Raw genomic sequence first — 2,546 nt, forward strand, 5'->3', positions numbered from 1 at the left:
GGGTCTTTCCCTCGGGTCGCACCATAGCGCCCTCAAGCCTCCCTGTCTTTCGCCCGCAGCTGCCGAAACGGGGATGATTTGCATCACCCTCTCTTATAACCCTATCAATCATCAGGCAAAATGGTTCATATCCCCCCGACGGCGCACGGGGAGGCGGCCTTGCGCCGCCCTTTGGTTCGGGTACAATGAAACAGGCTGGAACGATCGAGGAGGGGTTGTTTCGCATGAGGGAGACGCCAGCGCATATCGTCGACGACGAGGAGCCGTCCTCCGTTGCCGAGTCCCCGGTTGAAAAGGGGGACGACGAGCGTCCGAAGCCTCCCGGCCCGCTCTTTCCCTGGATGCCGACCATCCCCATCGCGTTCCTTGGCCTTGGCGCGTATCGCGCGTGGATCGAGATCGCGTTCGTGGGCTCGTTCGTGTCGTTTCCCGCGGCGGACGTTGCCGGGCATGACGCGTTCGACCTCGTGATGATAGCGACGATGCTCCTTTGCGCGGTTCTTGCGAAGCGCACCGGCCCCTACTTCTCGCGCACGCCGCTCTACGCGGGCTCGGGCATCGCGCTCGTGGCGTCCACCTGCTGCATGTTCGCGTCCATCGCGGTGCCGGCTTGGGCCTCCTCGCTGGCCGTGGCGGCGGTTGCGCTAGGCGGCGCGGGCATCGCGGTCGTCATCCTTTTGTGGTCGGAGCTTTACGGGTGCCTCAATCCGTTTCGCGTGGCGCTTTACTATTCGGCGTCCATGATTGTGGCGGCCCTCGTCATCTACGTGTGCCGGGGGCTTTCGGTGGAGTGGCTCGGCATTGCGACGGCGGTGCTGCCCGTTGTCTCGCTCGCCTCGGTGGCGGCCGGCTTCCGCGCGCTGCCGCCCGACGAGCTGCCCGCCGCCCATCCCACCAAGTTCTCCTTTCCGTGGAAGATCGTCCTGCTCATGGCCGTGTACGCGTTCGCTTACGGGCTTAAGGAGTCGTCGATGTACCAATCGACGTTCGGTCCGCATTCGGCGTTCGGCACGCTCGCGGTGGCGGCGGTGGTGTTCTTCGGCGTCATCGCGCGCGGCGGCAAGTTCGACTTCGCCGTCATCTACCGCATAGCCTTGCCGCTCATGGTGGCGGCGTTCCTCATCCTGCCGAACGTGGGGGTGCTCACCCAGGCGGCATCGGACTTCTGCACGAGCGCCTCCTACACGGCGTTTTCCATCCTTGTCATGCTCGTCATGGCGAACCTGTGCTACCGCTACGGCATGTCGGCGGTGTGGCTGTTCGGCATCGAGCGCGCCGTGCGGGCGCTGTTCACGGTGCTTGGCCGGCAGGTCGAATCGTTGCTCGGTTCGCCCGAGTTCGGACTGGCGGGAGCCGATGCCGTGGTGAGCGGGCTTGTCGTTGTCGGAGTGGTGGCGGCCACCATGATCCTGTTCTCGGAACGCGAGCTGTCCAGCCGTTGGGGCGTGGCGTTTCTGGGAGGGGAGGGCGCCGTCGCGGACACGGCGGTGGTGAAGCGCCAGGAGCTTGCCAGCCGCTGCAGCGATCTTGCGAAGCGCCACGGCCTTTCGCCGCGGGAGGAGGAGGTGCTGCTGTTGCTCGCGCAGCACAAGACGATAGGCTCCATCGAACGCGAGCTGTTCATAGCGAACGGCACGGCCAAAACCCACATCCGGCACATCTACCGCAAGCTTGACGTGCACTCCCGCGACGAGCTGATCGACATGCTGGGGCTGTACGAGTAGACGCCGCCGCTTCGCCTGCGGGGCTGGGCTGCGCAGGTTCCCGTCCGAGGAGATTTCTCCCCCATTTTCTCAAAATCTCAAACAAACGTTCGCTTAGTGTGATACAATGTACGCGTAAGAAAGAGCCAGTGCAAGCGCTGCCTCGGCGCCGTATCCGGTGGGCAGTCCATAGATGGCGGCTCTATCCCATGCCGCCCGTACCACGCTTGCAAGATCCTTGCGATCTTCTTGAGCCAAGGGATCATTGTCAGCGAGGAGCTTGCCATGTCTGAATTCTGCCGAAAGCCGCAATGCGTCCATCCCGGTGCCGTCGTCCTCATCGAGGCCGTTCCGCTCTGCCAACTCGACCCGTTTGATGCGGCCGCGCTCGCCGCGCTGATCGAGGACGGTGAACGTTATGCCGGATCCGGCCGCGAGGGGCTTCCCGTCCGTTGCGCGGCCCTCATGTCGTGTTCGCAGGCCGCTGCCCTTGCGAAGGAGGTCGGCCATGTCGCGTTCTGAGCAAAAGGGCGCGGCGGAGGGGAAGGCGCTCCGGAGGCTGCCCACCTTGCAAGAGCTGTTCTGCTGCTGCGACGAGGAGACGCTCGTGCGCATCGTCATGGACGAGCATGCGTTTCCGGTGCATGCGGGCCCAGCGCCGTCTTCGAAGCGGCGACGGTCGGCGGAGCGGGTGCTTCGCTCGGCCGTCGCCTCCATGAGGTCGCTGCCGATGAAGAGAAAGCGCGGCCGCGGTCGCGCTATCCTGCCGGCCGAGTCATTCGTGCTTAAGGGGGATACGGGCCTTATCGAGCGGCGCGTGGGGGCTCGCCTGCTTCTCGCCGA

At 64.8% G+C, this 2,546-nt stretch carries 2 protein-coding genes and 1 pseudogene; 2 read left to right on the top strand and 1 reads right to left on the bottom strand.

All coding sequences use genetic code 11. The features are described from left to right. Positions 1-224: 224 nt before the first annotated feature. Positions 225-1,724 carry a response regulator transcription factor gene (locus ACWKY3_RS10245; RefSeq protein WP_449316309.1) on the top strand — a complete coding sequence of 500 codons (1,500 nt, stop codon included), beginning with the start codon at positions 225-227 and terminating at the stop codon, positions 1,722-1,724. A 93-nt stretch (positions 1,725-1,817) separates the two neighbouring features. Here ACWKY3_RS10245 and ACWKY3_RS10250 read toward each other — a convergent pair whose 3' ends face one another. Beyond that, the gene (locus ACWKY3_RS10250; protein WP_449316310.1) at positions 1,818-2,213 is read right to left on the bottom strand and encodes a hypothetical protein; all 396 of its coding nucleotides are present in this window, start codon (positions 2,211-2,213) and stop codon (positions 1,818-1,820) included. Between ACWKY3_RS10250 and ACWKY3_RS10255 the strand changes: the two are divergent. Beyond that, positions 2,212-2,546: pseudogene (locus ACWKY3_RS10255) on the top strand (hypothetical protein); the annotation flags it as partial. The gene ACWKY3_RS10250 and the pseudogene ACWKY3_RS10255 sit on opposite strands and share 2 nt — an antisense overlap.

It is taken from the genome of Rubneribacter sp. (assembly GCF_965361815.1).

Bases quoted from the DNA above. Each gene is read 5' to 3' on its own strand.
- ACWKY3_RS10250 (WP_449316310.1), bottom strand. From the start codon at position 2,213: ATGGCCGACCTCCTTCGCAAGGGCAGCGGCCTGCGAACACGACATGAG.
- ACWKY3_RS10245 (WP_449316309.1), top strand. From the start codon at position 225: ATGAGGGAGACGCCAGCGCATATCGTCGACGACGAGGAGCCGTCCTCC.